Below are 5,223 nucleotides of genomic sequence, written 5' to 3' on the forward strand. Positions count from 1 at the left end.
AATCTAGGGAATTGGCGACACGCCGTAAAAAACACACTTTTTGTCGTTTAACCCCTTTTGCAAATAGTGAACAAAAAGGCCGCTTTTGGCGGCACTATTTGCAAAACGGGACCAAAACCCGCCGCATCGACCAAAATCCGCCGCATCGACCAAAACCCGCCGCGACCCCCGAATCTGCCGGGGACTTTAAACACGAAGATGCCCCGCTGATCAGTAATTTACTAACCAGCGGGGCTGTATTGCTCCTCCAACTGGGCTCGAACCAGTGACCCTTCGATTAACAGTCGAATGCTCTGCCAACTGAGCTATGGAGGAATATTTTCTGCGATTTCCGGCTTGACCTCTGGTTCTGATTCGATCTGAACCTTTTGGCCTGTGCCTTCCGGCGCAACGATGATTAACTATATAAGTGTATTTAGCAGAGTGCAAATCGCCAGCTCAGGTGTGCTTTTTGGCGGTTTTTGTAGCGTTCTTATCTGCTGTGATGACTGTAACCTGCCAGACGGGAATTATCTGGGGTTCCTTGTCGTTGCGGATGGTGTCAAAACCAATTGGCAGCAAATGTCAGCAATTGACACCACTTAACGCCAATTGGCACCAAGCAGACAGCTTGACCGAATGAACGAAGAAAGGCCTAACAACGAATGAGCGAAAACATGAAGGTCGACGTTCTCGTTATTGGTTTCGGCAAAGCCGGTAAAACCATCGCGATGAAACGTGCCGCAGCAGGCGACCGGGTGGCTCTGGTGGAACAATCCAGCGCAATGTATGGCGGCACCTGCATCAACATTGGCTGCGTGCCGACGAAAGCTTTGCTTACCGACGCAGAACGTCACCACGCGAAACCCACCGTCGATGGTGCCACCGCCTTTACCGAGGCAATCCAACGCCGCGGCACGCTGACTTCCAAGATGAACCAAGCCAACTTAGATCTCGCGGAAGGCAAAGGTGTCATTGTCGTCGACGGGCACGCCAGCTTCATCAGCGAAAAGACGGTGGAAGTCACCGGCGGCGAAGAGCGTTTGGAGATCACTGGCGAGACCGTGATCATCAACACTGGCGCTGAGCCTGTCGTCCTGCCACTGCCAGGCGCCGACCTGGAGCGTGTCATCGATTCCACCAAGGCTCAGCAGCTCGCTGAGCGCCCAGAATCCCTCCTGATCGTTGGCGGCGGTCCGATCGGCATGGAATTCGCGACCTACTTCGCGAAATTCGGCACCAAAGTGACTGTGGTCGATACCGTCGACAAGCCATTCGCCAACTTTGATCGTGACATTGCAGAACACGTCGGCACGATCATGGACACCCTTGACATCACCTGGGTTACGGGTGCTCAGGTCACCGAATTCCGCGAGAGTGGCACAGATGCCGTAACGACGGTCTGGAAAGATAGCGACGGCAATGAACAGACCGCCGAGACCTCGCACGTGTTGGTCGCCGTCGGGCGTAAACCGGCCACGAAGGATCTCGGTCTGGACAAAGCGGGCATTGAGCTGACTGAGCGCGATGCGGTCGCCGTCGACAAGCACCTGCGCACCAACGTCGAAGGCGTCTACGCTGCGGGTGACGTCAATGGTGGGCCGCAATTTACCTACGTGTCGTTTGATGATCATCGCGTGATTCTGTCGGACCGTTGGGGCGATGGCTCCCGGACGACGGACAACCGTGTGGTTCCGACGACGACGTTTATCGATCCGCCCTTGGCGACGGTTGGTTTGGGCGAAGAAGCTGCCCGCAAAGAAGTCGAGGGGCGTGGGAATACGCTGGATGTTAAGGCTGCGGATATTAAGGACATTCCGATCATGCCGCGTCCGAAGGTTCTGGGGAAGCCGGAAGGTCGCGCGAAGATCCTGGTGGAGCGTGAGACTGATCGTATCGTCGGCGCAACCCTGCTGTGTGTGGATGCGCAAGAGCTGATCAACACGCTGGCATTGGCGATGTCTGCGGATATTCCAGCGAGCACCGTCGGCAGTGGAATCTATACTCACCCAAGCTCAAGCGAGGTTTTTAACGCTTTGTTGGGGTAGTGCTTTCCGACGGTTGAATTGCCATTATACTAAACAACAGTTTTGGCGCTCGGGCTTGAGGGCTCGAGAGTGCGAAAACTGGAAGGGGCTATAGCTCAGTCGGTTAGAGCAGTGGACTCATAATCCATTGGTCGCGGGTTCGAGCCCCGCTGGCCCCACAGTATGGGGGTAGCCCAGGTTAGCGATAACCTGGGCTTTTCTCATGTAATTACCACTTGTACTGCGGTTATGCTAACTGTGCAGTAGCGTGCATAGGCGTGCATGTGGGGGTATTCATCTTCCATAAATGTTCCATATGTGCCATGATCTTCCACAAATCTTCCACGATAATTCCACGCCAGGAGAGCCAATTATGGCCACCACCTACCGAACCGCACAAAACAAGGCAAAACCCGCGCCGGGTATGGTGATCTGCGTATTACACCGCATTATGGGCGGGGGATCGTGCTCTCAACCAGTGAATATAGATCGAATAACACGATCAGGGCAGGAAGAGGGCAAGGCTATCACGCTGGTCGATTTCAGGAGTAGAGCCCCGAAAAGGGGTGATTGTTGGAGCGTAGGTGCCGGTGTGCAGGAGCTATGGTTCTGGCACAGGTAAAAGGTGAATTGGAAGGGCCAATCATCTATAGTTGTTGTTAACAGCCCCGACAGCCGCCTCTCTTGGAAGCGTCCCGCTGCACGGACCTGGAAGTGCCCTTGGCGTCAGTCAGGGGTACTTTTCTATAATCATGAAAATTACGGAAGTGTAATATAATTCATTCGATGAATAATATTGAACAACGGGTTCCGTTTCTAGGGATTGAAGGGAAAATACGCTACCTTGCAGAACGGCATTATTTCCCTCGTGAACTTCTAGAAGAGATCGACGAAGAAAGACTAGCCAAGATAAATTTTCATTATTTTCTTGGCTATGCTCGGAATTTTCGCGCTCTGCATGATAAAGGGGCTCTCAACGTGCAGAAGTCACCTAGCGAAGTGTTTGAAATTATCGATCTTGATGCTGAGATGTCTAGTTATATCTATCGCGGTATCCGCAATGTTGAATTGAGACTGCGGCAACTATTTGTTGACGAATTGTGTCGAGTGGCTTCACCATACCGGTACTATTTACAGCCAGATAATTATCAGTTGTTCGATATGGATTACTCCCCAGAAATACTTGTTGACGGGCTGGTCAAGGATATTTCTTTGTATCGAGAGGCATTTGTCGTTGAACATATTGCATTGCAATGCGGCAAAAGGGGGATTGCCCAGCCTCGGGGCACTGATAGGGCTGCGCTGAACTCAATGCGCGAGTTAGTTCAAGAATTGCCGATCTGGGCGACAGTTGACAGTTTTACGCTCGGGCATCTTAACCGGGCAATAATGACTATCAAGAACCCTAAGGATAGTACTTCTCCTCTGTGGAAACGAATTGCTAAATCTCTCGATTTTAAGGCTGAGAGGTTCGATGTAGCTTGTCGGTCTCTATTGTTTCTTCGTAACCAGATTGCGCACCACAACCGATTGTGGATGAGACCAACTGCGGATACTCCTACAAAATCTGGTTTATTCCGTAAGAAGATGAATGATGCCGACCCAAAAGCTATGGTGGTAGCCTTCTATAATCTGGCAAGCCTGCATGGTCGTAACGACGCGAAGCATTTCGCGGCAGGGTTTGAAGACATCCTAGAGAGGAACCCTGCTTATAGCGAGGGAATAAGACGGATCTCAGGAAGTGATGGTCGTGATTAACACCCTTGCTGAGTGAATCTACGCATAGCTCTTGTTCTAGCCCGCTGTTTGTATGAACCCGCGGATTTGAACTATTAGAAATTGTCTAAGAGTTCAATATTTGCTCGGTTCTGCATCCCCCTAAATATTTTTGTGCGCAGAGGTTTCGCAACATTTTCCAATTTGGAAACAGTTGCTTGGCAGTCGAGCTCTCCATCGCCGTAGGTGTTTTAGCGAAAGTTATTTTGTCCCAGCTGTCGCCGCTGCCGGGTTTCCACCCACACCTCAAGTAGATGCTGGGTAACCTCCAACTCGTCAGCAACCGCGGGCAAACAATCACCATGCCACTGCGCGGCTAACGCAAACTCCACAGGCGAGATTAGTAACTTCGCGGCCCACCTATCCGCGCGTGTCTCCTAGCGTAGATTGAAAAACCCGTTATCTACCGGCATATCACCGTAAACCGCAGTAGTGATCTAATGCTCTACCGTGGGCGCTCTGACCTGGTTCCTTTCGGAATTTCCGAACAACCTCACCACGGTCTAATTCTCCAGAATTCACAAGATGCTTCACATGCTCACTCACACTCGAGCGCGAAACATCAAACAGTTCAGCCATTTCCTTCTGGGTTAGCCAAACACTTCCATCAATCAGGCGCAGGTGAATCTCGACACGGCCATCATCGGTGGTGTAAATGACAAACTCACCAAGGCCATCGTTGCTTATTTCAGGCTCGTTCATGACTTAGATCTTCCCTTAAGTTGCTTCCGCATGCAGTACGCCGTCCTGGTTCTGTGAAAATGCGGAATCTGAGGGCTACACCGTCCTGGGGTTATCCACAATCGCGGACACGTAATGACAGCGAATTTCGCCTCCAGTCGAGCGGACGCTGCGGCCGTTGTTTGTCAGCGTTTTTGACTGTTGGCGCTATGGTTTAGCTGACATCGGTGGACCAGGTGTGCACCGGCTCGCCGGACTTCTGATTGTCGATATAAGCGCTGAGCATGCGAGCGATGGCTTGTCGACGCAGTGCGCTATCCGGGCCGTCATGATCCCCGGCAGAAACATCGGTAGGCGCATGGGCCGTAGAAACGGCGGCAGGAACATCGGCACCAGCCTCAGCCCTGAGAGCAGCGGTCGCGTTATCGAGTGCTGCTAGCTGCCAGGTCGCACCATTCTGTCGGTTCCGTGCACGCCCTTCGATGATCCCCAGATGCTTCTGAATCAGCGCCGGAGCAACCTCGAGTTGCTTCAAGCCCTGCTCAGCTTGCTCCAACAAGTGATCGGTCACCAATTCGGCGACGGGGATGGTTCCTAGCGTCGGCCAGCCCATGTTTGCATGGATGCCATCGCGGGCACCGGCGAAGAAGTTGTTCTCCGCATCGTCGAAGGACAAACGCGACCACACCGGCCGAGTCTGGCCGACGAGGAAGTTCACCAAGCCGTAGTAAAAAGCAGCATCGGCGACGATATCCGCCAC

The 5,223-nt window shown here is 52.5% G+C and carries 4 protein-coding genes, 2 tRNA genes and 1 pseudogene; 4 read left to right on the plus strand and 3 right to left on the minus strand.

Annotated elements, in window-relative coordinates; genetic code table 11:
• Positions 1-269: hypothetical protein (locus RCH87_RS10015; protein WP_306516560.1), on the plus strand; the 269-nt coding region annotated here is incomplete at its 5' end.
• Here the strand turns inward: RCH87_RS10015 and RCH87_RS10020 are convergent.
• Positions 243-315 (minus strand) — tRNA-Asn (locus tag RCH87_RS10020). The genes RCH87_RS10015 and RCH87_RS10020 overlap by 27 nt on opposite strands.
• Before the next feature lie 329 nt (positions 316-644).
• Here RCH87_RS10020 and RCH87_RS10025 point away from each other — a divergent pair.
• From RCH87_RS10025 to RCH87_RS10035, 3 genes are all read left to right on the plus strand, one after another.
• Positions 645-2,027 (plus strand): NAD(P)/FAD-dependent oxidoreductase, encoded by a 1,383-nt coding sequence (locus RCH87_RS10025; protein ID WP_306516561.1) that lies wholly within the window; start codon positions 645-647, stop codon positions 2,025-2,027.
• 84 nt (positions 2,028-2,111) lie between these two features.
• A tRNA-Ile gene (locus RCH87_RS10030) sits at positions 2,112-2,185 on the plus strand.
• Between the two features lie 607 nt (positions 2,186-2,792).
• The gene (locus tag RCH87_RS10035) at positions 2,793-3,764 is read left to right on the plus strand and encodes an Abi family protein (RefSeq protein ID WP_306516562.1); all 972 of its coding nucleotides are present in this window, start codon (positions 2,793-2,795) and stop codon (positions 3,762-3,764) included.
• Positions 3,765-4,196: 432 nt separating this feature from the next.
• Here the strand turns inward: RCH87_RS10035 and RCH87_RS10040 are convergent, their stop codons facing one another.
• The gene (locus tag RCH87_RS10040; RefSeq protein WP_306516564.1) at positions 4,197-4,484 is read right to left on the minus strand and encodes a hypothetical protein; all 288 of its coding nucleotides are present in this window, start codon (positions 4,482-4,484) and stop codon (positions 4,197-4,199) included.
• A gap of 193 nt (positions 4,485-4,677) precedes the next feature.
• Positions 4,678-5,223, minus strand: a pseudogene (locus RCH87_RS10045) (glutamate--cysteine ligase); the annotation flags it as partial.

Source organism: Corynebacterium sp. (assembly GCF_030826625.1).
Lineage (GTDB): Bacteria > Actinomycetota > Actinomycetes > Mycobacteriales > Mycobacteriaceae > Corynebacterium.